Source organism: Nonomuraea sp. NPDC051298 (assembly GCF_055586305.1).
The window spans coordinates 731374-756763 of the sequence record NZ_JBVJIM010000003.1 but is presented as its reverse complement, the minus strand read 5'-3'; the positions used below and the strand labels follow the sequence as shown (position 1 = coordinate 756763).

General features: G+C 73.3%; 24 protein-coding genes. 14 read left to right on the top strand and 10 right to left on the bottom strand.

Features of this window, described 5'->3' with window-relative positions; all coding sequences use genetic code 11:
* Window positions 1-103: 103 nt before the first annotated feature.
* Entirely contained in the window at window positions 104-1363 is a 1260-nt protein-coding gene (locus tag ACZ6S0_RS13550; protein WP_465916093.1) for a hypothetical protein, read from the top strand.
* 67 nt (window positions 1364-1430) lie between these two features.
* Here the strand turns inward: ACZ6S0_RS13550 and ACZ6S0_RS13545 are convergent, their stop codons facing one another.
* The gene (locus ACZ6S0_RS13545) at window positions 1431-4241 is read right to left on the bottom strand and encodes a helix-turn-helix transcriptional regulator (protein ID WP_465916092.1); all 2811 of its coding nucleotides are present in this window, start codon (window positions 4239-4241) and stop codon (window positions 1431-1433) included.
* 102 nt (window positions 4242-4343) lie between these two features.
* Between ACZ6S0_RS13545 and ACZ6S0_RS13540 the strand changes: the two genes are divergently transcribed.
* Both ACZ6S0_RS13540 and ACZ6S0_RS13535 read left to right on the top strand, forming a co-directional pair.
* Window positions 4344-4964, top strand: coding sequence for a LysE family translocator (locus tag ACZ6S0_RS13540; RefSeq protein WP_465916090.1), 621 nt, complete (start codon window positions 4344-4346; stop codon window positions 4962-4964).
* Between the two features lie 5 nt (window positions 4965-4969).
* Window positions 4970-5530 (top strand): TetR/AcrR family transcriptional regulator, encoded by a 561-nt coding sequence (locus ACZ6S0_RS13535; RefSeq protein ID WP_465916088.1) that lies wholly within the window; start codon window positions 4970-4972, stop codon window positions 5528-5530.
* Here the strand turns inward: ACZ6S0_RS13535 and ACZ6S0_RS13530 are convergent.
* From ACZ6S0_RS13530 to ACZ6S0_RS13505, 6 genes are read right to left on the bottom strand one after another with little or no spacing between them, the layout of a single operon-like run.
* Window positions 5527-6723, bottom strand: coding sequence for a hypothetical protein (locus tag ACZ6S0_RS13530; RefSeq protein ID WP_465916086.1), 1197 nt, complete (start codon window positions 6721-6723; stop codon window positions 5527-5529). The genes ACZ6S0_RS13535 and ACZ6S0_RS13530 overlap by 4 nt on opposite strands.
* 9 nt (window positions 6724-6732) lie before the next feature.
* Window positions 6733-7113 carry a RidA family protein gene (locus tag ACZ6S0_RS13525; RefSeq protein ID WP_465916084.1) on the bottom strand — a complete coding sequence of 127 codons (381 nt, stop codon included), beginning with the start codon at window positions 7111-7113 and terminating at the stop codon, window positions 6733-6735.
* A gap of 9 nt (window positions 7114-7122) precedes the next feature.
* Window positions 7123-8199 (bottom strand): alanine racemase, encoded by a 1077-nt coding sequence (locus ACZ6S0_RS13520; RefSeq protein ID WP_465916083.1) that lies wholly within the window; start codon window positions 8197-8199, stop codon window positions 7123-7125.
* Between the two features lie 58 nt (window positions 8200-8257).
* Entirely contained in the window at window positions 8258-9784 is a 1527-nt protein-coding gene (locus tag ACZ6S0_RS13515) for an N-acyl-D-amino-acid deacylase family protein (protein ID WP_465916082.1), read from the bottom strand.
* Between the two features lie 8 nt (window positions 9785-9792).
* Window positions 9793-12933: a DUF4153 domain-containing protein gene (locus ACZ6S0_RS13510; protein ID WP_465916081.1), complete on the bottom strand. Its 3141-nt coding sequence runs from the start codon at window positions 12931-12933 to the stop codon at window positions 9793-9795.
* Window positions 12930-13613, bottom strand: coding sequence for a response regulator transcription factor (locus tag ACZ6S0_RS13505; RefSeq protein WP_465916080.1), 684 nt, complete (start codon window positions 13611-13613; stop codon window positions 12930-12932). Before ACZ6S0_RS13505 ends, ACZ6S0_RS13510 begins: the two co-directional genes overlap by 4 nt.
* A gap of 72 nt (window positions 13614-13685) precedes the next feature.
* Here ACZ6S0_RS13505 and ACZ6S0_RS13500 point away from each other — a divergent pair, with 72 nt between their 5' ends.
* From ACZ6S0_RS13500 to ACZ6S0_RS13490, 3 genes are all read left to right on the top strand, one after another.
* Entirely contained in the window at window positions 13686-14540 is an 855-nt protein-coding gene (locus ACZ6S0_RS13500) for an arylamine N-acetyltransferase family protein (RefSeq protein ID WP_465916079.1), read from the top strand.
* A 51-nt stretch (window positions 14541-14591) separates the two neighbouring features.
* Window positions 14592-15662, top strand: a complete 1071-nt coding sequence (locus ACZ6S0_RS13495; protein WP_465916078.1) for a protein kinase domain-containing protein — start codon at window positions 14592-14594, stop codon at window positions 15660-15662.
* Between the two features lie 152 nt (window positions 15663-15814).
* Window positions 15815-16006, top strand: coding sequence for a hypothetical protein (locus tag ACZ6S0_RS13490; RefSeq protein WP_465916077.1), 192 nt, complete (start codon window positions 15815-15817; stop codon window positions 16004-16006).
* A gap of 44 nt (window positions 16007-16050) precedes the next feature.
* Here the strand turns inward: ACZ6S0_RS13490 and ACZ6S0_RS13485 are convergent, their stop codons facing one another.
* Window positions 16051-16362, bottom strand: a complete 312-nt coding sequence (locus ACZ6S0_RS13485; protein WP_465916076.1) for a DUF3817 domain-containing protein — start codon at window positions 16360-16362, stop codon at window positions 16051-16053.
* 2 nt (window positions 16363-16364) lie between these two features.
* Entirely contained in the window at window positions 16365-17150 is a 786-nt protein-coding gene (locus ACZ6S0_RS13480; protein WP_465916075.1) for an SURF1 family protein, read from the bottom strand.
* Between the two features lie 104 nt (window positions 17151-17254).
* Between ACZ6S0_RS13480 and ACZ6S0_RS13475 the strand changes: the two genes are divergently transcribed.
* Window positions 17255-17431, top strand: coding sequence for a hypothetical protein (locus tag ACZ6S0_RS13475; RefSeq protein WP_465916074.1), 177 nt, complete (start codon window positions 17255-17257; stop codon window positions 17429-17431).
* A 144-nt stretch (window positions 17432-17575) separates the two neighbouring features.
* Window positions 17576-19030, top strand: coding sequence for a flavin-containing monooxygenase (locus tag ACZ6S0_RS13470; RefSeq protein WP_465916073.1), 1455 nt, complete (start codon window positions 17576-17578; stop codon window positions 19028-19030).
* 24 nt (window positions 19031-19054) lie between these two features.
* On the opposite strand, the gene ggt is transcribed toward ACZ6S0_RS13470, so the two are convergent.
* On the bottom strand, window positions 19055-20791 hold the full coding sequence (gene ggt, locus ACZ6S0_RS13465) for a gamma-glutamyltransferase (RefSeq protein WP_465916072.1): 1737 nt from the start codon (window positions 20789-20791) through the stop codon (window positions 19055-19057).
* 95 nt (window positions 20792-20886) lie between these two features.
* Between ggt and ACZ6S0_RS13460 the strand changes: the two genes are divergently transcribed.
* The 6 genes from ACZ6S0_RS13460 to ACZ6S0_RS13435 all read left to right on the top strand — a co-directional run bounded on the left by ACZ6S0_RS13460 (window position 20887) and on the right by ACZ6S0_RS13435 (window position 25340).
* Window positions 20887-21993 carry a sensor histidine kinase gene (locus ACZ6S0_RS13460; RefSeq protein WP_465916071.1) on the top strand — a complete coding sequence of 369 codons (1107 nt, stop codon included), beginning with the start codon at window positions 20887-20889 and terminating at the stop codon, window positions 21991-21993.
* A complete protein-coding gene (locus ACZ6S0_RS13455; RefSeq protein ID WP_465916070.1) occupies window positions 21990-22637 on the top strand; it encodes a response regulator transcription factor in 648 nt (215 codons plus the stop codon). Before ACZ6S0_RS13460 ends, ACZ6S0_RS13455 begins: the two co-directional genes overlap by 4 nt.
* 59 nt (window positions 22638-22696) lie before the next feature.
* The gene (locus tag ACZ6S0_RS13450) at window positions 22697-22900 is read left to right on the top strand and encodes a hypothetical protein (RefSeq protein ID WP_465916069.1); all 204 of its coding nucleotides are present in this window, start codon (window positions 22697-22699) and stop codon (window positions 22898-22900) included.
* Window positions 22901-22910: 10 nt separating this feature from the next.
* Window positions 22911-23381: a Clp protease N-terminal domain-containing protein gene (locus ACZ6S0_RS13445; RefSeq protein WP_465916068.1), complete on the top strand. Its 471-nt coding sequence runs from the start codon at window positions 22911-22913 to the stop codon at window positions 23379-23381.
* 31 nt (window positions 23382-23412) lie between these two features.
* Window positions 23413-24177 carry a class I SAM-dependent methyltransferase gene (locus ACZ6S0_RS13440; protein WP_465916067.1) on the top strand — a complete coding sequence of 255 codons (765 nt, stop codon included), beginning with the start codon at window positions 23413-23415 and terminating at the stop codon, window positions 24175-24177.
* Window positions 24178-24437: 260 nt separating this feature from the next.
* Window positions 24438-25340 carry a sulfite exporter TauE/SafE family protein gene (locus tag ACZ6S0_RS13435; protein WP_465916066.1) on the top strand — a complete coding sequence of 301 codons (903 nt, stop codon included), beginning with the start codon at window positions 24438-24440 and terminating at the stop codon, window positions 25338-25340.
* Window positions 25341-25390: the final 50 nt, after the last annotated feature.

The following is a 25390-nucleotide window of genomic DNA, read 5'->3' as shown; positions in this document are numbered from 1 at the left end:
GACCTTGGTCGCCATCGGGCCGACCAAAGCATCTCCACCACGGTAGATGACGATTAGTGGGGTATTTGAGGCAGAAGGTAATGGGCTGCACCAGAATGGGGGGATGGCATACCCTCCGCAGCCTCCCCAGCCCCACCAGTCGGCACCTCGGGGCGGTGCGCAGGGGGCGCCGCAAGGGTACGGCCCTCCGCAGCCCTACGGCCCGCCCCCGCACCACCCCGCCCCCGACGCCTACGGCCCTCCGCAGCCGTCCCCCCAACCACCGCCGGAGCAGGGCGGCCAACCAGGCCCCCAGCAACCGAACTACGGCTGGGCACCCAGCCCGCACCCGCCCCAGCCGGGCCACGGCCGAGGGCCGGACCCGCAGCACCAGCCGGGCCACGGCCAGGCCACCGACCCCTGGCAACAGGGCTACGGCCAGCCACCCGGCCCACAGCAGCAGCCGGGCCACAGTCAGGCACCCGGCCCACAGCAACAGCCGAACCACAGTCAGGCGCCCGCCCCGCACCAACAGCCGGGCCACGGCCAGCCACCCGGCCAGCATCAGCAACCCGGCTACGGCGGCGGCCCGTACCAGCAGAGTCCGCAGGGCGGCCCGTTCCCACCGGCGGGCTACGCCCCCCGCCCTCCCGCCAAGAGCAACACCGCCCTGATCGTCGGCCTGGCCGTCGGTCTGGCCGTGCTCCTCCTCGGTGGCGGCGGCGTGGGTGTGTACCTCTACCTCAGCTCCGCCGGAGTGTCCGCCCCCATCGCCCAGCCCGCCGACACCCGGGCGCCCTCATCCGGCCGGCCCTCGGACGACCCGACCCCCGACGCCTCGACCTCCGACGACCCGACCCCGGCACAGCCCACCTCCGAGCCCGACTCGTCCTCGAACCAGGCCCAGCCCGGCTCGCCGCTCACCGACGAGGAGTTCGACGACTGGGACTTCGCCCTGGGCGGCGTCAAGTTCCAGGCCGACAAGGTCGGCGGCTGGACCTACAACTCGTGCACCCCGGTGGACGGCCAGGGCCTGCTGGCCAAGAACGACTGCCAGCGCGCGATCCAGCTCGCCTACTCCGCCTACAGCGGCCACCTCAAGGCCGTGCAGATCATGATGTCCTTCCCCAGCGACAAGGCCGCCAAGACCACGGCCGACCGCCTCGCCAAACTCTCGTCGGACGCGGTCAGGTGGCGCCAGGACAAGGCCCACGCCAAGTACGTCTACGGCAAGATCCTCTCGAGCGCGTCCAAGAAGTACGTGGTCGTCACGATCGTCACGGCGGACAAGTCGGCCGACTCCATGGCCCCGAACTTCCACGCCTACCTGCAGACCGACCACGCGAGCTATTTCCTGCTGCGCGACCAGACCATCACGAGCTGACCGCCGGGCCGCAAGGCCGCCCGGCCGCGCCACCGCCGTGGTGGGGACACGGCCCACCTCCGGCGGGTCAGGTCAGCAGGCCGCGTTGCCGGGCGGCCGCGGCGGCCTGGGTGCGGGTGGCGACGCCCAGCTTGGCCAGGATGTTGGACACGTGGACGCTCACCGTCTTCTGGGCGATGAACAGCCGCTCCGCGATCTCCCGGTTGGTCAGCCCGTCGGCGACCAGCCGCAGCACCTCAGCCTCCCGAGCCGTGAGCCCACCCCCCTGGCCGCCACCCTGCCCGCCGCTCTGACCGCTCCCGCCCTGACCGGCGGAGCCCCGGCCGCCGGAACCGGAGCCGGTGCCCGAGCCGAAGCGGGCGCGGCGGCCGAAGTCGAGGAGGGCGTTCTCCAGCGGCACCGCGCGCAGCTTGCCCGCCGTCTCCCTGGCCAGCGCCCACTCCTCCAGTGCCCCCTCGCGGTCACCCGCCGCGAGCAGCGCCTCGGCCAGCCGCCACCGGGACCGCGCCACCTCGTAGACGAACCCGAAGTCGAAGGCCGCCACCACCCGTCGCCATGCCTCCACGTCGAGCCGCCCGTGCACGCGGTGCCACTCGGCCTCCACCCGCAGCCCCCAGGCCACCCCCTCGGCCCCCAGGTAGCCGCCCTCCCCGACGGGGCCCGCCTCGACCGCGACGCGGGCGCGGGCGCGCAGCTCGTCGGCGCCCTCGGTGGTGCCCAGCTCGGCCAGCGCCCACAGCCCGACGGCGGCCAGCCGCAGCACGCTGGCCTCGCCGTCCATCAGCCCCGCGATGGCGGCCCGCACATGGTCGAGCGCCGCCGCCGGGTCGCCGTGCCACAGCGCGTGCTCGGCCGCCAGGCCCCTGGACATGTAGGCGGCCAGCTCATCGGACCAGAAGGGCCGCAGCCACCTCAGCCGCCCCTCGACCGCGGGCAGGTCGCGCGCGACCTCGATGAACAGCGCGAACGACGACAGGATGGCCTCGGGCTGCGTGCCCACCCGCGCGCCGAAGCCTCCCGCGACCTGCTCGGCCTGGTCCCACTCGCCGGCCACGTAGTGGATGAGGAAGCGCAGGAACCGCAGGTCGGTGCCGAAGGTGCTCCACTTGAGCCCGGTCTCGGCGGCCATCCTGACACCCTCGTCGGCCACCTCGGCGGCGTGCGCGAGCAGCCCCTGCTCGTAGTGGATGCGGGCGTGGTGGAAGCGGGCCCGCAGGTCCATCGCCAGGTCGCCGGTGCCCTCTGCGGAGGCCGCCTCGACCAGCTTGTGCGCCGTGGCCACGTCGCCGCGCTGCTCGACGAACGTGGCCAGCGAGAGCATGGCGCCCACCTCGGCGTCTCGGGCCCCGGCGGCGCGGGCGGTCTCGAGCGCCCGGCCGCACAGCGCCTCGACCTCCTGGTGCCGCGACGACCACAGCAGCGTGCGGGCGTAGGTGGACAGCGCGCGGGCGAGCGCGACCGGGTCGTCGGCGCTCTCGACGGCCCGCTCGGCCGCCGCGACCGCGCCCGCGCTGTCGTCGAGCTCGTAGAGGTAGTAGGCCAGTCGCTCGCTGACCTCCGACGTCGGCGGCAACGCCCGCAACTGGACGGCGGCCCGGTGGTTGTCGCCGCTGTCGGCCGCCGTCACGGCGCTGCGGAAGGCCAGCTCGGTCCGGCTCTCCCCGGCCAGCCGGGCGGCGTCTTCCACGCGGTCCCACAGGCCGAGCGCACGGTCGTAGTGGCTGTGCGCCTCGGCGGGCGCCCCGACCCGCTCGGCCGCGCGGCCCGCCTCGACGGAGGCCGCCAGCGCCCCGGCCAGGTCGTGGCCCGCGAGGTGGTGGTGCGCCAGCTCGGCCGGGGAGCTGAGCAGGCGGGCGAAGGCGGCGTGCAGCCTGGTGCGCTCGCCCGGCAGCAGGTCGGTGTAGACGGCCTCCTGGAGCAGCGCGTGGCGGAAGGCGTAGCCGTGGCCCTTGATCTTGAGCAGGCCGCGGGAGACGATCTCCCGCACCGCCTCCTCGAACTCGGCCAGCGGCAGCCCGGACACCTCGCGCAGCAGGTCGTCCTCCACGCTGCGGCCGGCCACGGCGGCGGCCCGCAGGACCCGCTGCCCCGGCTCCGACAGCACCTCGACCCTGGACATCAGCAGGCTGGCCAGCCCGTCGGGCAGCCGGTCGCCCTCGGCCATGGCGGCGAACAGCTCTTCGGCGTAGAACGGGTTGCCGTCGGCGCGCGACACGATGAGGCCGAGCCCGTGGGCGTCGACCGTGCCCATGCTGGCCACGTAGTCGGACATGTCGCCCGAGCCCAGCGGCCCCAGGTCGACGTTCATCACCGTGGGCAGGCGCTTCAGCTCGGCCAGCACGGATCGCAGCGGGTGGCGGCGGTGCAGGTCGTCGGTGCGGTAGGTGCCGACCACGCAGACCCGCTCGCTCTGCACCATGCGGCTGAGAAAGACCAGCAGGTCGCGGGTGGAACGGTCGGCCCAGTGCAGGTCCTCGATCACGAACAGCACCGGCTGCACGTCGGACAGCAGCCCGAGCAGCGAGCCGAACAGCCGCTGCTGCGTGAGACCGGTGGAGGACGCGCTCTCGGTGCCGGGCAGCAGCCCGCCGAGCATGGGGTGGGCGGCGGCGGCCTCGCGCACGGCGGGCTCGGCCCCGCGCAGCGCGTCGGCCAGCGGCAGGTAGGGCAGCGCGTCGCCGAGCTCGGCACACTGGCCGACCAGCACGTGGAAGCCGCGCTCGCGGGCCTCGGCGGCCAGCTCGGTGATCAGCCGGGTCTTGCCGATCCCCGCGTCACCGCCGACGAGCGCCACCCCGGCCACGCCTCCGGCGGCGGACTGGAGCACCCGCACCAGCCCCGCCAGCTCAGCGGATCGTCCGACGAGAAGACCGTTCACGCCTGAAACTATGCCACGCTCCACTGACAGAGGATTGGTCCGGAAAAGCGGGCCGAGATTGGCCCTCTCCGACATACCAAAACCATCTTACGCTGCTCTTTCGTGATATCTCCCACGAATTTTGCCTTCTTCGTGACGGCCTCGCTCGCGCTGGTCCTCATCCCAGGGCCGAACCACCTCTACATCACCACCAGAGGGATCGCCCAGGGCCGGGCGGCGGGCCTGGCGAGCGCGCTGGGCGTGGAGACCGGCACGCTCGTGCACATCGTGGCCGCCGCCGCGGGCCTGTCGTACGTGATCAAGCAGTCGGCCACGCTGTTCGCGATCGTCAAGTGGGCCGGCGTCGCCTATCTCGTCTACCTGGGCATCCGCGCGTTCACCGGTAAGGACGCGGAGCCCGGCGGGCCCGAGCCGCAACCTCAGCCGCTGGGCAAGGTGTTCCTCGAAGGCATCCTGGTCAACGTGCTCAACCCCAAGGTGGCGCTGTTCTTCCTGGCGTTCCTGCCGCAGTTCGTGCGCCCCGGCGCGGGCTCGCCCGCGCTCCAGGTGGCGGTGTTCGGCCTCACGCTGCTGCTCCTCGGCCTGGTCTCCGACCTCGTGTACGCCCTCACCGCCGGCACCCTCGGCCGCCGCCTCGGCACCAGGGCCAGGACCCTGCGTCACGTCAGCGGCGTCGTCTACCTCGGGCTGGGCGTGGCCACGGCGTTCGCCGGGAGAAAATGAGCCTCATGGCGCCGAGGAAGCAGCAGGAGATCTTCGATGCGACGTTGCGGCTGGTCGCCGAGAAGGGCTACGACGGCCTGACCGTCGAGGGGGTCGCCGAGCGCTCGGGCGTCAACAAGACGACGATCTACCGCTGGTGGCCGTCGAAGGCCGCGCTGCTGGGGGCGGCGCTGGTCGAGTCCGACGTCCTGGGCTTCGACGCGCCCGACACGGGGAGCCTGCGCGGCGACCTGGTCGCGCTGGTGGAGGGCGTCAGGCGGCTGCTGACCGAGCCGCCGGGCAGCGACATCGCCGTGGCCGCGCTGGGCGCCGCCGTCCGCCATCCCGAGCTGGACGCGCGGCGCTTCTTCGCCGACCGTTTCGCCAGGGAACGCGAGATCTTCGAGCGCGCGGCCCGCAGGGGCGAGCTGAAGGGGCCGGCCGACCCGATGCTGATCGTCGATCTGCTGGCCGGGGCGGTCTGGATGCGGGCGGTGTTCCGGGGGCTGCGGGTGGCCGACGACTTCCCCGCCGAGGCCGTCTCGGCGGTCCTCGACGGCGTCCGTCGGGGGCCCGGCCCCGCCTAGCGGGTCTCCGCCAGCGCCGCCGGGATGCGGTCGAGCACGGGGTGCGGCACCAGCCCGTACGCGTAGAAGTCGACCGCCAGCGCCCCCGCCGCCTTCGCGCCGCGCGCCTTGGCCACCAGCCGGTCGACGGAGTCGCTGTCGGGGTAGCCGGGCCGCAGCACCGCCCGCACCTCCCGGTCCTTGCCCACGGAACGCAGGTAGGCCCCCACGTCGTCGGCCACCCGCGCCGCGTCACGCGCGTAGGCCAGCACCCCGAACGCGGGCACCAGGTCGCCCAGCGCCACCAGGTCGACGCCGAGCTGCCAGGCGTCGTGGGCGGCCAGGCCGGGCGTGGGCAGCCCGTCGGCGTAGCCCTTGACCGCCCCGGTCGAGTCGATGAACACCAGCTTCGAGCCCTCCTCGGCCACCGCCGAGGACACCTCGGACACCAGCGTGGTGACCGTCTCGGAGCGCGCGCGGGCGTAGGCCACGACGTCCGGCCCGGCGTACGCGGTCAGCGCCGCCCTGGTCACCTCGCCCTGCGCGGGCGGGTCGCCGTCGAAGACCCCGCCCACGATCCTGGCACACTCGTCTCGCGCCACCTCCGCGTGCACGCCCAGGTCGGTGGCGCGGCGCAGGCAGTAGTCGCAGAAGCAGAGCCCGAACAGGTAGGAGTCCATCGGCCCGAGCGGCACGAACGAGCGCTGCGGCCTGAGCGGCCGGAAGTGCAGCGCCTCGGCCACCACGCTGTCGACGCCCAGCCTGGCCACCGCCCTGGCCAGCGCGACGGAGTATTCGCGCACGTCGGGGTGGGCCGGGCACAGGGCGGTGAGCGAACCGCGGTCGCCGAAGCAGTCGCGTACGGTCACGTCGGGATGCTCGGTGCCGAGCGTGGTGTTGCGCAGGAAGACCGTCCAGCCGTGGAGCTTCATGGACCGTCTCGCGCACGCCTCGCGCAGCCCGTCGAGAGCCTCCGGGTAGCCGGGCACGGGGCTCAGCCGCAGCCCGGCGAACAACTCCGGCGGCGGGGTGAAGTGGGCCCCGTCGTGGCGCACCGTCAGCCGGGACAGCCCGTGCGGGGTGACGTCGATGGAGGAGTGGTGCACGGCGCCGACGGTGATGCCGGAGACGCCGTAACCGCTGATCCTGTCGAGCACCCGTTCGACGCCTTCGCCGCGCAGGTCCTCGACGAAGACGTACACCGAACTGTCCACCCGCAGACCCTAAGCGCTCTTGTGCGCGACGAAGTCGATCTCCACGAGGATGTCCATCAACTCCGAGCCCACGGTCGTGCGGACGGGGTAAGGCGCGTTGAAGTACGACTTGTAGACCTCGTTGTACGCCTTGAAGTCCCGCTTGAGGTGCTGGAGGTGCACCGTGGACTTGACCACGTCGTCGAAGCCGAGGCCGTGCGCGGCCAGGATGGCGCCGAGGTTGCGCATGACCTGGTGGGTCTGGGCGGCCACGTCGTCGCCGACGACCTCGCCGGTCTGCGGGTCGAGCGGCCCCGCGCCGGAGGTGTAGACGAAGTCGCCCACCACGAGCCCCTGCGAGTAGGCGCCGACCGGGGCGGCGCCCTCCGTGGTCTTTAGCTCCTTTTTCACCTGATCTCCCTAGAAATTCGTGCTTACAGTGCCAACGACACGGTAGTCCCGGTCCACCAGCGGCAGCACGCGCCACTTGTCGAACGCCGTGCACGGATGGGAGATGCCGAAGGCCAGCAGGTCACCGGGCTTGAGCCCGGTGGCGCGGACCACGGTGTGCTGATCCTGCATCTTCACGACGGTGACACCGCCGCGGCGCGGGATCGGCAGGCCCTCGTCGTAGGGGGCGTCGCGCTTGCCCATGCCCACGACGGCGATGCCCGGCTCGGGCGTGGACAACACGTGCGCCCACACCTCCAGCGCCGGGCGCAGCTCGCCCTCGATGCGGTTGAACGGAGTGTGCTCGCGGTAGAAGCCGTCGTCGTGGGTGACGTAGGCGCCGCTGCGCAGCAGGATCCGGGCCTGGGCGGCGACCAGCTCGCGGCCGATCACGTCGAACCACTGGCTGCCGCCCACGGTCAGGATGGGGCTCTTGACCCGGATGTGCTCGACGGCCTGGGCCAGCGAGTCGAGAAATTTCCTGACCTCGGCGGCGGTCTTGAGCGCGCCCTCGTACCCGGCGACCCCGGCCACCTCGACGCCCGGCGTCCGCTGCGCGTACGCGGCCACCTCGAGCAGTTCGTCGAGCGTGCGGCAACCGGCCCGCCCGCCCTCGTGCCCCAGCTCCACCAGCACCCGGAACGGCCGCTCGCCCGCGTGCCTGGCCAGGATGTCGACCCCCGCCCTGGAGTCGACGAAGCTCAGGAACTCGAACTCCGGGTCGGCCGCCAGCTCGCGGGCGGCCCACGCCAGCCCCGCGGGATCGACGATCTGGTTGGCCACCATGATCCGGCCCACGCCGAAACCCCTGACCGTCTCGGCCTGCCGGGGCGTGGCCACCGTGAGCCCCCACGCGCCGGCGGCGAGCTGCCGCGCGGCGATCTCGGGAGACATGTGCGTCTTGGCATGCGGGGCCAGCTCCATGCCGTGGTCGCGGACGAAGGCCGCCATCGTGGTGATGTTGTGCTCCAGCGCGTCGCGGTGCACCACCATCGCGGGAAATTCGAGCTCGCCGTCGAAGACCGACTGGCCGAGGATCGCCGGCACAACACCCCCTTCGTCCGCGTCCGACCCTATCTCAACGGCTGTCTCGACGGGCGTGCGCTCACGGCCGGAGCGCGCGCCCGGGAGTGGCCCCGGTCAGCTCGCCGCCCGCCAGCACGCGTACGCCGGAGACGAGCACGTCGTCGATCCCCTCCGCGAGCGTGCGCGGGGCCTGGTAGGTGGCCAGGTCGGCCACCGTGGCCGGGTCGATCACCACCACGTCGGCGGCGAACCCGCGCCGCAGCAGCCCTCTGTCGGCCAGCCCGAAGCGCCGCGCGGGGTGGGCGGACAGGTGCGTCACGGCCTGCTCCCACGTCCAGTCGCCCAGCTCCCTGACGTGCCGGCCGAGAAACCTGGCGAACGCCCCGTGCCCGCGCGGGTGCGGGTGGCCGCCGACGTAGATGCCGTCGGAGCCGCCGGTCTGGGAGGGGTGGCGGAGCATCCGGCGTACGGACTCCTCGCCGTGCGGGCCCTCGTCGGGACGGGCGATGACGACCCCGGCCTCCAGCCGCGTCTCCGTCAGCAGCCGGCGGCAGAACTCGGCCGGCTCCACCCCCGCCCGCTCGGCCGCCGCCACGATGGTCAGCCCCTCCGCCCACTCCAGCCCGGGGGCGTGCGAGACGGTCAGCCGGGGCCAGAGGCCGGACAGCGTCGGCCACCACGCGTCGAGCGCGCCGGAGGCGATCATCTCCAGCGCCGGGCCCGGGTCCGCGCCCGGCACCGACGGCGGCAGCGCGGCCATGGCCAGGATCGTGTTGCCGCGCAGGTAGGGGTAGGTGTCGTAGGTGAGGTCGACGCCCTTGCCGAGCGCCTGCTCGACCAGCGGCAGCAGCACGTCGGCGGGCCCGTGCAGGTGGGAGACGTGCACGGCCGCGCCCGAACGCCCGGCGATCTCCACGACCTCCTCCATGCCCGTCCCGGCCTTCGCGCCGTAGGCACGCATGTGGGTGACGTACGGGAGCCCGCCGAGCGGGGCGCACAGGGCGGCCAGCTCCTCGGCGTCGGCGTAGCGGCCCGGCAGGTATTCGAGCCCGCTCGACAGCCCGACCGCGCCCTCGGAGAGCCCCCGCTCGACGTGGCGGACCATCGCCGCCAGGTCGCCGGACGCCGCCCGGTCGGGCGAGGGGCCCATGACGTCGTAGCGGATCGTGCCGTGGGGCAGCAGGTAGGCGGTGTTCAGGGCCGCCGCCCGGTCGTAGCCGTCGAGCAGCTCGCCCACGGTCAGCGGCCCTTCGGTCAGCGCGCCGTTGACGGCGGCGAAGTAGCGGGAGACGAAGGCCACGGTCGCGGCGGAGCCGGGCGCGTACGACAGCCCGTCCTGACCCAGCACGAACGTGGTCACCCCCTGCCGCAGCGCCGCCCGCTGCACGGCGGGGTCGAACACGGCCGCGTCGCCGTGGGCGTGGCAGTCGACGAAGCCGGGCGCGACGAACCGCCCCGTCGCGTCGATCACGGTGCCCGCCCTGGCGCCGTCAAGTCGGCCTACCGCCGCCACCCGGTCGCCGGTGACCGCCACGTCCGCGCGGAACGGAGGGGCGCCCGTGCCGTCGAGCACCCGTCCGCCGCTGATGACTACGTCGAAGCTCACCCCAGGATTCAATCAGAGCGGCGGGAGTAGGCCGGGCCGCAGTCCGCGGCCTCCTTCACGGGCCGCACTGCCAGCAGGTCACGGGCCTGGGAGCGGGCCAGGTTCCAGCCGTTCCACGGGTCGGGCTCGGCGAGCCCGTTCGCCTCGACCACGGCCGCCAGCACGCAACTGCGCTGCGGCTCCGGCAGCCGGTCGAGCGCCGGCACCGCCTCCGCGCCGAGGTCGCCGAGGTAGTCGGAGTCCATCTTGTCGGGGCCGCGTACCTGCACCTGTGTTCGCGCCACCTGGAGGTCGGGGTTGACGACCGCGAACGCGCCCAGGCTCAGGCCCGTGACCAGCACGACCGTACGGGGCAGCCAGCCGCTCCCGCGCCCCGCCATGCGCGCGCCACCGGCCACCAGCACCAGCGCGAACAGCGTGACCAGCCACCACACCGTGGCCTGCACGGACAGGCGCAGCCGGGACAGGCCGTAGGCGTCGGTGTAGAGGTTCATCCGGTGCAGCGCGGAGGCCAGCACCACCATGGTCAGCCCGCACAGCACGCCGAGCAGCACGGCCAGCGGCCAGCGCTCGCGCCGCCCGACCTTCAGCAGGCCCGCGGCCACCGCCACGATCCCCAGCACGACCACGCTGACCACGACGAGCTGGAAGAACCCCTGCCTGGCGTACTCGGCGTAGGTCAGCCCGGCCGTCCTCACCACCAGCGTGTCACCGCCGAACAACGCCGTGATCTGCACCGCCACGAACGAGGCGAACAGCAGGTTCACCGCCGTGAGCGGCACCAGCCAGACGCTCCTGCTCACCCCGAACCTGGTGTCCGGCCCCACGGGGTCGACGACCGGCCTGAGCGCGACCAGCACCACGGCGGCCAGCAGCACCGCGAACAGCGCGAACAGGAAGATCCGCACCGGCGCGGACTCCACCCAGTCCGGCGCGGTGGTCAGCCGCTCCACGTAGGCGGCGAAGACCGCGTCCGCCGAGGCGAACAGCAGCCCGAACACCAGCAGCAGCACCGCCGTGATGCCCAGCGCGGCCACCATCGGCAGCACGCGCCGCCGCGCGGTCAGCCGCTTCACCGGCCTGGCCAGGAACCACGGCACCGGCCCGAGCGCGAGCACCACGGACACGCCGCCCCTGATCACGCCCAGCCAGCCGCCTCCCGCGCCGGAGACCGCCAGCCCGCCCAGCCCGGCCCCCGCCACGAGCAGGATCGCGACCAGCCAGTCGGCGTCGCGCACCGCCGCCATCGAGATCAGCCAGTACGCCGTGGCCCCGAACGCCAGCGTCCACGGCGTCATCCGCCGCCGCACCGCCGGCAGCGCCGCCGCGCCCAGCACCATCGCCACCAGCACTATGCCCAGCCCGATCTGCGCCTCCGGCAGCGCCACGGCGGCGAACACGCCCGCCCCCGCCGCCGCCGGCAACAGCCACCGGGGCGGCTCGGGCAGCTCGGGTCTGGGGAAGAGCGGCGGGGGGACGTAGGGCGGGGGCGGCCCGGCCTGGCCCCGGTACGGCGCCGTCGCCTCGTACGCCGCCGCGGCGGCCCGCCTGCCGGAGCCCGCGCCCAGGGCCGCGCCGACGGCTCCCATGAGGGCGACGCAGCCGACGAGCGTGACGAGCGCGAACCCGTCGCCGACCATCACGCTGGCCAGGACGGCGGCGAACATGCCGACCAGGAACCCGGCCATGACGCCGATGACCCCGCCGCCGATCAACCTGGCCCACACCCCGCCTCCCCCGGAGGCGCCCGGCGCCACCGGCACTCCATAAGGCGCGCTCCCCACCGGGAGGGGACCCGGAGCACTTCCGGCGCCGACGGGCCCCGCGGCCGCCCCGACGGCACCCGCGACGGCGGTGCCCGCCGGGGCGGGCAGGACGTTCGTGGCGGCGCCGATCGTCGGGGCCGGGACGCCGGCGGGCGTGACCTGGGCGGCGGGCCGCCCGACGGGTTGCTCCACGGTCACGGCACCGCCGACCGCCGCAGCCGCAGCCGCAGCCGCAGCCGCAGCGGGCACGGGCGCGGGCGGGCGCGCGGGTGCGGGCGCGGGAGTGAGGGCCGTCACCCCTGTGGTGCTCGCGGGAACGGGTGCGTCGGCGGGCTCCCCCGCCGTGCCCTCGTCCCCCGTGCCGTGCTCGGCCTGCAAGGGCACGTCCGTCATCGTCGTCCTCCCTGGTAATTCGACGACCATCCGGCACCCGGCACAGTCGTCGATGCGAATGGATCCCCCGTGCAGCTCGACGATCTCCTTCACGATGGCCAGCCCCAGCCCCGCGCCCCCGGAGTCGGCCGCGCGGCCCGCGTCCAGCCGGGAGAAGCGTTCGAAGACCCGCCCCCTGGCCGAGGACGGGATGCCGGGCCCCTGGTCGTCGACCGTGAGCCGGATCCCTGAGCCGTCCGCCTGCCCGCGTACGGTCACCACGCCGCCGGGCGGGCTGTGCCGTACCGCGTTGTCGAGGAGGTTGGACAGGACCTGCGCCAGCAGGTCGGGGTCGGCCCGCACCGCCAGGCCGCCGGGGACGAGCGGCCGCAGCACCACGTCCTCGCGCGCCAGCGCGGCCTCCCGCACGGCCTGCTCGGCCAGCGGGGCCAGCTCGACGGCCTCGGCCTCGATCAGGCGCACGCCCGAGTCCAGCCGTGACAGGTCCAGGAGCTGGGCCACCAGGCGGCCGAGTCGTTCGGTCTGGGCGAGCGCGGTCCGCATCGTGCCGGGGTCGGCGGCGGAGACGCCGTCCACGACGTTCTCGAGGACGGCGCGCAGCCCGGTGATGGGCGTGCGCAGCTCGTGGCTGACGTTCGCGACCAGCTCGCGCCGCTGCCGGTCCACCTCGCCGAGGTCGGCCGCCATCGCGTTGAACGCCCTGGCCAGCTCGCCCACCTCGTCCCGCGAGGTGGCGTTGACGCGCAGGGTGTAGCTGCCCTTGGCGATGGTCTGGGCGGCGCGGGCCATCTGGCGCAGCGGCTTGGTCATGCCCATGGCCAGCACCTGCACCATGATCAGCGCCAGGACCACCGCGACCGCGATGCGCACCTCGCGGGAGAGGCCGGCGTTGATGCCGACCTCGTTCACCACGAACGCGGTCCCCACGGCCAGCACGATCACGATGCCGAGCTTGACCTTGATCCGGCCGAGGAAGTCGAGCGGGTTCATCGCCGCACCAGGGCGTAGCCGACGCCGTGCACCGTGCGTACGACGTCGGAGCCCAGCTTGCGGCGCAGGGCGCGGACGTGGCTGTCCACGGTCCTGGTGGCGGCCGCCTCGGAGAAGCCCCACACGTCCGACAGCAGCCGGTCGCGCTCGAAGACCTGCCCCGGCCGCTCGGCCAGGCGGCGCAGCAGGTCGAACTCCGTCCTGGTGAGCTGCGCCTCCGCGCCGCGGACGAACACCCGGCGGGCGGCGGTGTCGATCTCGACCTCGCCCACCCTGATCACGGTGTCCTCGGCCGCGAGCTGGGACGCCCGCTCCACCCTGCGCAGCAGCGCGTGGATCCTGGCCACCAGCTCGCGCATGCTGAACGGCTTGGCCAGGTAGTCGTCGGCCCCGACCCCGAGCCCGACGAGCACGTCGGTCTCCTCGCCGAGCGCGGTAAGCATGAGCACCGGCACGGGCCTGGCCGCCTGCATCCTGCGGCAGACCTCCAGCCCGTCGAGACCGGGCAACAGCCGGTCGAGGATCACCAGGTCCGGTTCCGCGTTGCCGTACTGGACGAGGGCGTCCTGCCCGTCGCCGGCCACCCTGACGTCGAAGCCCTCGGCGGCCAGCCTGTTCCGTACGGCCAGCGCGATCGTCACATCGTCCTCGACCACGAGGATGCGTCGCTGCTCTGCCACGTACGAAAGCCTAGAAGCGGCCTGTGCAGACGACACTCCTAAATTCGTGCACAAACAGTGCAGACTTGGCGGGTGAACACCGCTGGATACCTCCGCCGGCTCGGCCTGCCCGATCCGCTCCCCTTGCCCGTCAGCGCCGACGGCCTGCGCGCTCTCCACCGGGCCCACGTCGAGAAGGTCTCGTACGAGGCGCTGGAGATCTGGCTCGGCCGGTCCACGACCGTCGATCCGCTGGAGTCCGCCGAGCGCGTCATCCGGGGCAGGGGCGGCTACTGCTACCACCTCAACGGCGCGTTCTTCGCGCTGGCCGGGGCGCTCGGCTACGACGTGGTCCGGCACGTCGGCGGCGTGCAGAAGCGGGGCGGCGCGCCGGAGGTCGACGCCAGCCACCTGGTGCTGACCGTGCGCGGCCTGCCCTCCGGCGACAACCCGGGCGGCGAGTGGCTGGTGGACGTCGGGCTCGGCGACGCGCTGCACGAGCCGCTGCCGCTGGTGGCGGGCACGTACCGGCAGGGGCCCTTCCAGTACGCCCTGCGCGCCTCGGAGGTCGCGCCCGGCGGGTGGCGGTTCGACCACGACCCGAACGGTTCGTTCGACGGCATGGACTTCGCCATGGAGCCCGCGGAGATGTCGGCGTTCACCGGTATGCATCGCCATCTGACCACGTCTCCTGAGTCCGGCTTCGTGCGGGTGGCGGCGGTCCAGCGGCGCGACGCGTACGGGGTGGACAGCCCGCGCGGGCTGCACCTCACCCGGCTCGGCGCGGGCGCGCACTCGGTGACGCTGGACACCTCGCGCGACTACTACGCGGCCCTGGCGGACGTCTTCCTGCTGCCGCTCGACGACGTGAGCGCCGAGGAGAAGGACGAGCTGTGGCGCAAGGTGAACAAGGCCCACGAGAACTGGCTGACGGGCCGCTCCGCGTGATGGGCCGCCCCGTGGTCTCGGCGGTGTCCTGGCGCTATCGTGCGTTCCGACATGGGTGAGACCAGGAAGCTGAACGGTCGCTACCGCCTGCTGAACTCCCTGGGCTCGGGCTCCGTACGCCTGGCCTTCGACGAGGTGGAGCACCGCGACGTCGCGGTCAGGCGGCTGCGGGTGCCTCCGGAGCTGCGCGACGCGGCCCTGTTCGAGGCGCGCAGGGCCGCCGGGCTGCGGCACCCGTTCGTCGTGCGGGTGCTCGACGTACTGTTCGAGGACCATGCTCCGTGGCTGGTCATGGAGTTCGTCTCCGGGGCCTCGCTGGAGCAGACCGTACGCTCGCGCCGCCCGCTGCCCGTCCCGCAGGCGGCGAGGGTGGGCGTCTGCGTGCTGTCGGCGCTGACCGCGGCGCACGAGGCGGGGATCGTGCACGGGCGGGTCGATCCCGGCAACGTGCTGCTCACCACGACCGGCCGGGCGCTGCTGAGCGGGTTCGGGTTCCCCAGCCTCAGCATGTTGCCCTCGGCCGACCTGTGGTCGCTGGCCGCCACGCTGCACTTCGCGGTGGAGGGCCGGCCGCCCGGTCAGGTGCCCGCGGCGGGGGCCGACCCGTTCAGGTCGCTGCTGCGGGCCATGCTGCACCCGTCGGGGCCGCCCCCGACGGAGGTCGTACGCGAGACGCTCGAGCTACTGGCCGTGGACCGGCCGCTGGAGGCGGTCATCGAGGACTCGGGCCCGCTGCCGCCCGCCCAGGTGGCCGCGATCGGGCTGGCGGTGCTCGACCGGCTGGCGGAGCTGGGCGAGTTCCACGGCGGGGTGCAGCCGGGCAACCTCCTCGTGGACGCCGGCGGGCGGGCGCGGCTGACGCCGTTGCCGAGGTCGGGGACGCTGCCCGCCTACACCGCCCCCGAGGGGGCCGTCACCCAGGCGGCCGACCTGTGGTCGCTCGGGGCCACGCTCTTCGCCGCCGTCGAGGGCCATCCGCCCGCGCCCGGAGCGTCGCTGACGCGGGCGGGCACACTGGCCCCGGTCCTGTTCCGGCTCCTGGCGGGTGACCCCTTGGAACGTCCCACCCTCGACGAGGTCCGCCTCGACCTGCTGGCGGTCGTCGAACAGGGCGGCACGTAGATCCGGGGCAAAGGGGCGGAGAGGCCCGGCGACGGGCGCAACGATTGCGATACATCGCGAATGGAACCACGGCGGTGGGTTCACACGTTGGACAGGCGACGCAGAATGTGGGAGAGGCGGGGCGTGGGCTCCGCGTTCGGAGGAAGTTGCGGATGTCTCCAATCCAGAAGTACGCCATCGGCGCGGGCGTCGCGGTCCTGTTCTCGCTGATCTTCTTGCCCGGTTGGGTCACCCTGCTGGTCGTCCTCGGCGTGGTCGCCGCCCCGGTCGTGGGTTACCTGATGCTCGACCCGTCGCAGCGCGAGCGGCTCAAGAGGGCCCGCAAGCGCGGCATCGGCCACTGACCGGCCACTGACCCCGTCGGCGGCGGGGCCCGAGGGCCCGGCTCTCAGGCCCCCGCCGCGGCCGGCGCCGCCTGCACGCGCTGGGTCACCCTTCGCTCGACGTAGAACGACAGGAAGGGCACCGTGCCGCCGAGCATGACACCGAGCATGTACGGCCACGTCCAGCGCGCCTTCATGCCCAGATTCATCACCGCGATCAGGTAGATCATGTAGAGCCCGCCGTGGATGGGGGCGATGACCTTGGACATGGACGCCTCGCCGAAGCCGTAGCGCAGCACCATGGCCACGCAGAGCACGAGGAGCATGACACCCACCGCGTACGCGAGCACCCGGAAGGGCTTGAGAGCCGATTCCACCGTTAACCTTCCAGAACCATCTCAGGGGACGACGTGCCGCGGTCCCGGTCCGCCCGCACGGCATCGCGGACGAAGTGGAACCACATGAAGACGGCGAATCCAGCGAAGATCCACCAGTTGGCGGCATAAGCCAGGTTACGCCAGGTCAGCGTGCCGCCCACGACCGGCGGGGCCACCTTGACCTGCGTCAGCGAGCCGGAGGGCGGCTGCGCCACGACATAGCCGGTGCGGACCCGCTGGCCGGTCCACAGGTTGACCAGCTCGCCCGTGGAGACAGTCTGCACCTGGCCGGCCGGCAGGCCCTCCGCGCGCCGCTGCACGCTGTCGGTGCCCTGCTGGGGCCGTAGCCGCCCGGCCACGGCGACCCGGCCCTGCGGCGCCGAGGCCACCGCCGGGTCGTCGGCCTTGGCCACCCAGCCGCGTACGACGGGCATGAGCGTGCCGTCGTCGAGCCGGAGCGGCGTGAGCACCCAGTAGCCGTCGTCGCGCGAGACGTTGCCCCCGGGGGCGTCGACGTCGGCGCGCCGGTCGGCGACCAGGAGCTGACGCCCGGCCTCGTAGACGCCCTCGGCCGTGACTCTGCGGCCCACCGCCTCGCCGGTCATCTGGGACCCCACCTGGGCGAGCGTGGCGACCGCGACAGGCCCGGGATCCGTGGAGGCGTGCGGCTTTCCCGAATCTTGGAAGACGCCGAGCTGCCAGCGCCCGAGCAGGATGAACGCGACGAGGACCCCTGTCGTGAGCAGGTGCAGCCCCATGAGCCGGGGTGAGAGCAGGGTCCTCAGCATGCTTCAAAGCTATCCGGCCGGTGGGGCGGTCCCGTAATCAGCCCGCCCCGCAGATCCCGCCAAAAGACACAAACGGCACAGGCAATGACGCTAGGCTGCTGGCCATGTCTGACCAGCACATCGACCCCGCGGGCAACACCCAGGCCTTCCGCGCGTTCGCGAACGCTCGCGAGCAGGAGGCGGCCGTGTCCAAGCCCAAGAAGTCGCCGCTCGTGCCCATCATCGCGGTCGTCGTCGCCATCGTGATCATCGGCGTGGCCGCCTTCCTGCTGCTCCAGTAGCCGTCCGGTAGCAGCCGACTGCATCACCCGCCGCGGAGGCCGTGGCGGGTCTTCGTCGTTCCCGGGACAGAACGCTGGACCGCGGTCAGGCACGATCACTATATTGGATTTTCATCCAATAAGCGCACGCCCCCGGGAGGTCGAGTGGGTGAGCCGCGGATAGTGATCATCGGGTCCGGGTTCGCCGGGATCTGCATGGCCGTCAAGCTCAAGGAGGCCGGCTTCCACGACTTCCTCGTCCTGGAGCAGGCCGCCGAGCTGGGCGGCACCTGGCGGGACAACACCTATCCCGGGTGCGCGTGCGACGTGCCCTCACACCTGTACTCGTACTCGTTCGCGCTGAACCCGGACTGGTCGCGGATGTTCTCGCCGCAGGCGGAGATCCAGGACTACCTGCGCACCTGCGCCGCCAAGTACGGCATCACCCCCCACCTCAGGTACGGCAGGCGCGTGGCCTCCCTCGAGTACGACGACGCCGCCCGCGACTGGACGCTCACCACGGAGAACGGCGACGTCCTGCGCCCGAAGGCGGTGGTCGCCGCGATCGGCGCCCTCCACCTCCCGAAGTTTCCCGACGTCGCGGGGCGGGAGTCGTTCACCGGCCCCGCCTTCCACTCGGCCGGGTGGGACCACTCCGCCGACCTGACCGGCAGGCGCGTCGCCGTCGTCGGCACCGGCGCCTCCGCCGTCCAGTTCGTCCCCCGGCTCGCCCCCGTCGTCCGCCACCTGACCGTCTTCCAGCGCACGGCCCCCTGGATCCACCCCAAGCCGGACCTCGCCTTCTCCCCCGCCGCCCGGCGGCTGCTGCGCGCGCCCGGCGCGGCCAGGGCCCTGCGCGGCGGCGTCTACTGGGCCCTGGAGAGCCGGGCCCTGGGCTTCGCCGTGCACCCGCGCCTGATGAAGGCCCACGAACGGCTCGCGCTCCGCCACCTGCGCGCCCAGGTCCCCGACCCGGGGCTGCGCGCCGCCCTCACCCCCGACTACCTGATCGGCTGCAAGCGCATCCTGGTCTCCAGCGACTACTACCCCGCCCTGGCCAGGGAGAATGTCACGCTGGTCACCGAGGGCGTCGTGGAGGTCCGCGAGCGCTCGCTCGTGGACGCCGCCGGGGTCGAGCACGAGGCCGACGCGATCGTCTACGGCACCGGCTTCAAGGTCGTGGACGCGCTCACCGGCCGGCGCATCACCGGCAGGGGCGGGGTGAGCATCCAGGAGGCGTGGAAGGACGGCGTCGAGGGCTACTACGGCATCGCCACCTCGGGCTTCCCCAACCTGTTCTTCCTGCTCGGCCCCAACACCGGCCTCGGGCACACCTCGGTCGTGTTCATGATCGAGTCGCAGGTCCGCCACGTGATCGAGTGCCTGCGCCTGCTCGCCCGCACCAGGGCCAGGGCCGTGGACGTCCGGCCGCAGGCGCAGCGGGCGTTCAACGACCGGCTGCGCCGGCGGCTCGACCCGCTGGTCTGGAACGCGGGCGGCTGCCACTCCTGGTACCTGGACGAGAACGGCGTGAACCGGACGATCTGGCCGGGCTTCACCTTCGAGTACTGGGCGCGTACCCGGAGAGTGAGGCCCGGCGCGTACGAACTCATCTACTAGCGGCTCAGCTCCGAGCAGGTGACCTCACCTGCTCGGCGACACCACCAGCGCGCTGCCGCCCCCGCGTCGCGACGGCTCGGCCACGGCCTGGATCCGGCCCCGGCCGAGGAACTCCAGGGCGGTGGCGGCGCCGATCTCCGGGTTCTGGGCGAACTTGTGCCCCTTGGCCGCCAGCTCGGCCTGGTACCTGGCCAGGAACGCGGGCTCGGCCTGCGTCTGCTCGGTGTTGCGCTGGGTGGCGCGGGGCGCGGCGAGCGCGTCGGGCAGGTTCATGCCGAGGTCGTACCGGTTGACCAGGATCTGCAGGACGGTCGTGATGATGGTGGAGCCGCCGGGCGAACCGGCCGCCAGCACCGGCCGGCCGTCCTCGAACACCAGCGTCGGCGCCATCGACGAGCGGGGCCGCTTGCCGGGGCCGGGCAGGTTCGGGTCGCCGAGGGCCGGGCCGAAGGTGAAGTCGGTCAGCTCGTTGTTGAGCAGCACGCCGCGTCCCGGCACCACGATGCCGTTGCCGCCGGTGGACTCGATGGTCAGGTTGTAGGCGATCACGTTGCCCCAGCGGTCGGCCACGACCAGGTGGGTGGTCTCCGGGCCCTCCGTGGCGACCGGGGCGGCCTCGCCGGTCGGCGTGGGGCAGGGCTCGTAGGAGCCGTCGGGGTTGCCGGGCGCGGCCGGGTGTCCCATCGCGGTGTCGCCGACCAGGCAGGCTCGCTCCTTGGCGAAGCCGTCGGACAGCAGCTCGTCCAGCGGGACGCCGGGGAGGTCGCCGACGTACTTGCCGCGGTCGGCGAAGGCCAGCCTGGACGCCTCCAGGTACTCGTGCAGGCCCACGTCGGGCAGCGCTTCGAGGATGTTGAGCGCCTCCCCGACCGTCGAGCCGCCGGAGGAGGGCGGGGCCATGCCGTACACGTCCATGCCCCGGTAGGAGACCTTGGTGGGCTCGCGCAGGAGCGCCCGGTAGGCCAGCAGGTCGGACAGCTCCATCAGGCCGGGACGGACGTTGCGGGTGCTGCCAGGGGTGACCGGCGGCCGTTTGACGGTCGCCACGACCTCCTTGCCGAGCTGCCCGCCGTAGAGCCAGGCGGGGCCGCGTTTGCCCAGCTCGCGGTACGTGTCCGCCAGCTCGGGGTTTCTGAAGACCGACCCGACGGGCGGCGGGGCGCCGTTGGGCAGGTAGAGCTCGGCCGTGGAGGCGATGTCCTTGAAGCGGGCGGCGTTGGCGGCGGTCTGGTCGTGGAAGGTCTGGTCGACCACGAAGCCCTTGGACGCCACCTCGATCGCCGGCTGGAGCGCCTGCTTGAGGGAGATCGTGCCGAACCTGCGCAGGGCCAGGTCCCAGTTGGCGACCGTGCCGGGCACGCCCGCCGACAGGCCGCTGGTGACGCCCTCCTCGAACGGGATGCCCTCCAGCGACGTGGCGGTCATGGCCTGGGGCGCGGTCTCTCGGCCGTCGATCGTGAAGACCTCGCGCCGCCTGGCGTCGTAGTAGACCATGAAGCCGCCGCCGGCCAGGCCCGACGAGTACGGCTCCGTGACGCCCAGCACCGCCCCGGCGGCGACCGCGGCGTCCACGGCGTTGCCGCCCTTCCTGAGCACGGAGATGGCGGCCTTGCTGGCATCTAAATCGACGGTGGCGACGGCGCCGCCGTACCCTTCGGCGACGGGGACCTTCTTCTGGGAGTGCTGGGGTTGCGCGAGCGCGGCGGGTGCCGAGGCGAGCGCGATGAGGACTGCTGCTGCGGGAATGATCACACGGCGCATGGTCTCCACGATGACCCAGGTACGCCCGTCGCGGTAGGGCCCCCTGAGACACCGGGATGATGCGCTGGTCAGAAGGGTCCTCTAGCGTGGGTGACGTGCGAAGGAAGTACGGCTTCGACCCCTATCTGGCCCTGATCGTGGCGGTCGGCCAGATGGTGATCGCCAGGGGCGCCTCGTGGGGGCAGCGGTTCACCCGGGAGCCGCTCGACCCCTACGCCTACGCGTTGCTGCTGGTCGGCCCGCTGGCGGTGCTGCTGCACCGCCGCTTCCCGCTGCTCACGACCGCCGCCGCGCTCGCCGCGTGCGACCTCTACCTGATCGCCGGCTACGCCTACGGCCCCAGTTTCATCAGCCCCGGCGTCCTGCTCGTGCTCCTGGTGGTGCGCGGCAGGAGGCTGATGGCGTGGTTCATGGCCGGGATGACGCTCGCGTCCTTCCTGACGTACGCCTGGATGGTCGGCAACCGTGACATCTTCCACAGCGTGTGGATCCTGACCTCGATCATGCTGCTGATGGTCGCGGCCGAGCTGGTCAGGATCGTCAGGGAGCGCCGGGCCGAACGCGAGCGGACCGCCGAGGAGGAGTCCAGGCGGCAGGCCAGCGAGGAGCGCCTGACGATGGCGCAGGAGCTGCACGACGTGCTGGCGCACAACATCTCCCTCATCCACGTGCAGGCGTCGACCGCGCTGCACCTCATCGACGCCAACCCCGAGCAGGCCAGAAGCGCGCTGGCCACGATCAAGACCGCCTCCAAGGAGGTGCTCGGCGAGATGCGCTCGGTGCTGGACGTGCTGCGCGAGGGCGCCCCGCGCTCGCCCACCGCCGGGCTCGACCGGCTCGACGAGCTGGTCGAGCGGTCGGGGATGGAGGTGAGCCTCGATCGGGTGGGCTCCCGGCCGCTGCCGTCGCAGGTGGATCGGGCGGCGTACCGGATCGTCCAGGAGTCGCTCACCAACGCCGCCCGGTACGCCCCCGGCTCGGCGGTGAGCGTGCGCCTGGAGTTCGCCGACGGCGAGCTGGTCGTCCAGGTGTCGGACACGGGCGCCACCACCCCGGCCGTGCTGTCCGAGTCGGGCAGCGGCAACGGCATCCCCGGCATGCGCGAGCGGGCCTCCGCGCTTGGCGGCACGCTGGTCGCCGGCCCCGCCGGCCCCGGCTTCCAGGTCGAGGCCCGGCTGCCACTACCCGAGGAGACCTCATGATCAACGTGCTGCTGGCCGACGACCAGGCGCTGGTCCGCGCGGGCTTCAAGGCGCTGCTGGACGCCCAGCCGGACATGACCGTGGTGGCCGAGGCGTCCGACGGCGCGCAGGCCGTCCGGCTGGCGGGCGAGCACCAGCCGGACGTGGTGCTCATGGACATCCGCATGCCGGGCACCGACGGCCTGACCGCCACCCGGCGCATGCCGCCGGGGCCGCACATCATCATCCTGACGACGTTCGAGCTGGACGAGTACGTCTTCGAGGCGCTGCGCGGCGGCGCAAGCGGCTTCCTGGTCAAGGACACCGAGCCGGCCGAGCTGATCCAGGCCGTGCGGGTGGTGGCCGCCGGGGAGGCGCTGCTGTCGCCCAGCGTGACCCGTCGGCTGATCGCCGAGTACGCCTCCCGCGCCAAGGAGCCCGTCTCCGCCGAGGGCCTCGACCAGCTCACCGAGCGCGAGCGCGAGGTGCTCTGCCTGGTCGGCACCGGGATGACCAACGACGAGATCGCGGCCAAGCTGTTCATGTCGCCGGCGACCGCGAAGACGCACGTGAGCCGGGCCATGATGAAGCTGCACGCCCGCGACCGCGCCCAGCTCGTCGTGATCGCCTACGAGTCGGGCCTGGTCAAGCCCGGCTGGCTGTGAACCTCCTTTCTGTCAGGCCAGGTTGACACACTCCTCCCACGTCAGGCTAGACTGACGGCGTGGACGTGAGAGAGCTGTCCGAGCGGATCCGGGCCGAAGACCCGGCGATGGGCCTGCGCGCGGTCGGCGCGCTGCACCGGCTGGCCGAGCAGGTCGAGGCCGTGTCGGTGGCGCTGGCCAGGGAGCAGGGCTGGACCTGGGAGCAGATCGGCGACGCGCTCGGCATGTCACGGCAGTCGGTGCACGCCAAATACGGGAAGTGAGGAGCTGACCATGTTCGGCAGGCAGAAGAGCGCGGTGGCGGTGATCGTCAAGGCCGGGTTCGAGGAGGCCAGGCTGCGCGGCGACCGGCGGCTGGGCACCGAGCACCTGCTGCTCGGCCTCCTGCACCACGAGGAGTCGGCCCACACCATGGGCGTGGACCTGGCGGCCGCCCGCACGGCGCTGGACGAGCTGGACCGGGCGGCGCTGCGCCTGCTCGGCCTGGAGGTCGGCGAGCTGCCTGAGACCCCGCGCAAGCATCCCGCCGTCCCCTCCACCGCGCTCACCTCCAGCGCCCGCGCCGTGCTCAACGAGTCCGTCAAGGCCACCACGGCGAAGACGAGAAACGCCCAGATGCCCCGCCACCTGGCGCTCAACCTGCTGGAGCGCAGGCGGCCCGACCCCGTCGCCCAGCTCATCGACCAGCTCGGGCTCGACCGCGCGACCGTCCGCGACCGCTTCGCCGGACAGAAATCCGATTGAACGCGGGGCCGGCCGCTGAGATCGTCGAAGGATGCGACGCACGTTCGAAGAGCTGGTCCGGGAGGCCGACGAGGTCTCCGTGGCGGGCTGGGACTTCTCCTGGCTCGACGGCCGGGCCACCGAGCGGCGGCCCTCATGGGGCTACGCCCGGCGGCTGGGCGAGCGCATGGCGCGGGCGCGGACCGCGCTCGACGTCGAGACCGGCGGGGGCGAGGTCCTGGCCGGGCTGCCCGCCCTGCCGCCGATGACCGTCGCCACCGAGTCCTGGCCGCCCAACCTGGCCCTGGCCGCGGCCCGGCTGCGCCCGCGCGGGGCCTGGGTGGTGGCCGACGACGACGAGCCGCGCCTGCCGTTCGCCGACGGGGTCTTCGACCTGGTGAGCAGCCGCCATCCGGTGCGGACGTGGTGGGCGGAGATCGCCCGCGTGCTGCGGCCCGGCGGCACCTTCCTCTCCCAGCAGATCGGGCCGCGCAGCGTCGCCGAGCTGCGCGACTACTTCATGGGGCCGCGCGAGGGCGCGGCGGACGAGCGGGTCCTGGCCGGGGAGGAGGCCGAGTCCGCCGGGCTGGAGGTCCTCGACCTGCGCCACGAGCGGCTGCGGATGGAGTTCGGCGACATCGGGGCGGTGGTCTACTTCCTGCGGAAGGTGATCTGGACCGTGCCCGGGTTCTCGGTCGAACGTCACCGCGACAGGTTGCGGGAGCTGCACGAGCTGATCGAGTCGGAGGGGCCGTTCGTGGCCCACTCCGCCCGGGTGCTCATCGAGGCGAGGAGGCCCACCGGCCGGGCCGCGTGACGGCCCGCCTCCGCCGGGACGAGGTCCGTGCTCCGGGGCGGCTCGCCCCAAACGTCACCCAGGGTGGGACAACTGTCACTGGCCGCGTTCCCGGCCCCGCGTTACGTTGCGAATGCGCCTTCGTAGAGAGCGGGGTCGGCCATGCGCGCCATCGCCACGTCCCGCGGCCGGTGCGGCCGCGGTCGCCGCCGGCCGTTCGCGGGCCACGCCGCCGCTGAGCGTACGGTGCTCGTCCGCTGAGCGCGCAGGCCGTCTCCCTGATGGCCGGCGGCCTGGCCGCCGGTCTCGTGGCCGGGACCGCCACCTGCACCGCGACCCAGGGCGGGCTCATGATGGGCCTCGCGGGCGACGGTCACGGACGCGACCCCGCGCTGGTGGCCTGGTTCCTGGCGGGGCGGCTGGCCTCGTACGGCGCGGCCGGGGCGCTGCTCGGGCTGCTCGGCTCGGCCGTCAGCCCGCCGCCCCAGGCCAGGGCGGTGCTGCTCGTCGCGGCCGGTCTCACGGTCGTCGCCTACGCCGTCAGGATCATGCGGCGGGGACGCGCCGCCTGCGCCCCCGCGACGCCGACGGCCCGGGTGCGGAGCGCGGCCCGCTACCGGGCGCCCCTCCTGGGGGCGGCCACCATCCTGGTGCCCTGCGGCGTCACGCTCGGCATCGAGATGCTCGCCGTCTCCAGCGGCTCGCCGGTGGCGGGCGCGGCGGCCATGACGGGGTTCGTCGTCGGCACCGCGCCCGCGTTCGCCCTGCTCGGATACGCGCTGCGGCGCGTCTCCCGCACCCGGCTGGCACGGCTGGCCGGGGTCGTGGCCGTCGCCGCCGGGCTCTGGACGGTCGGCGCCGGGCTCAACCTGGGCGGCTGGCTCGCCGCCCCCGCGCCGACGGCGGGCCCCGGCCTCGCGGCGGCGCGGGCGGTCGGCGGCGCGCAGTCGGTGACCGTGTGGGCCACGCGCGAGGGCTACCGGCCGGCGATGGTGTCGGCGCGGGCGGGCGTACCCCTCGAGGTGGTGTTCAAGGTGGCGGGCCGGGGGTGCACCGGCACCGTCACGATCGACGGGCGCGACGTGCCGCTGCCGGCCACCGTACGGCTGCCGCCGCAACCCCCCGGCACGTTGCGGTACGTGTGCGGCATGGGCATGTACACCGGCTTCATCGACTTCTCGTAGGACCTTGTCGGCGATTACGGTTCGCGATCGGGTGATCACGTGCCAGTCTG

Bases quoted from the DNA above. Each gene is read 5' to 3' on its own strand.
- ACZ6S0_RS13490 (WP_465916077.1), top strand. From the start codon at position 15,815: ATGTCTCCAATCCAGAAGTACGCCATCGGCGCGGGCGTCGCGGTCCTG.
- ACZ6S0_RS13480 (WP_465916075.1), bottom strand. From the start codon at position 17,150: ATGCTGAGGACCCTGCTCTCACCCCGGCTCATGGGGCTGCACCTGCTC.
- ACZ6S0_RS13445 (WP_465916068.1), top strand. From the start codon at position 22,911: ATGTTCGGCAGGCAGAAGAGCGCGGTGGCGGTGATCGTCAAGGCCGGG.
- ACZ6S0_RS13435 (WP_465916066.1), top strand. From the start codon at position 24,438: ATGGCCGGCGGCCTGGCCGCCGGTCTCGTGGCCGGGACCGCCACCTGC.
- ACZ6S0_RS13440 (WP_465916067.1), top strand. From the start codon at position 23,413: ATGCGACGCACGTTCGAAGAGCTGGTCCGGGAGGCCGACGAGGTCTCC.
- ACZ6S0_RS13495 (WP_465916078.1), top strand. From the start codon at position 14,592: ATGGGTGAGACCAGGAAGCTGAACGGTCGCTACCGCCTGCTGAACTCC.
- ACZ6S0_RS13535 (WP_465916088.1), top strand. From the start codon at position 4,970: ATGGCGCCGAGGAAGCAGCAGGAGATCTTCGATGCGACGTTGCGGCTG.
- ACZ6S0_RS13475 (WP_465916074.1), top strand. From the start codon at position 17,255: ATGTCTGACCAGCACATCGACCCCGCGGGCAACACCCAGGCCTTCCGC.
- ACZ6S0_RS13510 (WP_465916081.1), bottom strand. From the start codon at position 12,933: ATGAACCCGCTCGACTTCCTCGGCCGGATCAAGGTCAAGCTCGGCATC.
- ACZ6S0_RS13455 (WP_465916070.1), top strand. From the start codon at position 21,990: ATGATCAACGTGCTGCTGGCCGACGACCAGGCGCTGGTCCGCGCGGGC.
- ACZ6S0_RS13550 (WP_465916093.1), top strand. From the start codon at position 104: ATGGCATACCCTCCGCAGCCTCCCCAGCCCCACCAGTCGGCACCTCGG.
- ggt (WP_465916072.1), bottom strand. From the start codon at position 20,791: ATGCGCCGTGTGATCATTCCCGCAGCAGCAGTCCTCATCGCGCTCGCC.